The organism is Vibrio sp. 10N.222.49.C9, assembly GCF_041474985.1.
GTDB lineage: Bacteria > Pseudomonadota > Gammaproteobacteria > Enterobacterales > Vibrionaceae > Vibrio > Vibrio crassostreae_C.
In genome coordinates, this window is record NZ_JBFRVD010000150.1 from 1 (window position 1) to 400 (window position 400).

The following is a 400-nucleotide window of genomic DNA, read 5'->3' on the forward strand; positions in this document are numbered from 1 at the left end:
CTTAGTCGCATGAGCAACATCGGTACGAGTAATGCCCGTATGGTTGAACTTGTTTAAGCTTCGGAATAAGTTACGAACCATGCGCTTCGCGTCGGTACGATACTCTTTCGCAGCACGGGTGTAGATGATGTTGTGTTTCTCTGCCTGATAGACCAAGAACAACATGCGATCAACGGCCTTAATGACCCACAACATGCGGTTTGATAATGGGTAGTTCAACTTAACACTCACCTCAGCAATATGCGCTGAGACATTCTTCTTAAGTGTCGCCTCATTGTAATCAAACAACTCTTTGATTTTCGCTTGCAGATCTTCGGTCTTCGCGACAATCGTCTCACCTAAAGTGTCAATCTGACGCTCTAGATCAAGAAGCAACTGATCGGCAAAGGGATCATCGTTA

Annotated in this window: 1 protein-coding gene; it reads right to left on the minus strand. The window is 45.2% G+C overall.

Annotated features, from left to right (window positions below; genetic code table 11):
* Nucleotides 1-400: AcaB family transcriptional regulator (locus AB4585_RS22470; protein ID WP_372171027.1), on the minus strand; the 400-nt coding region annotated here is incomplete at both ends.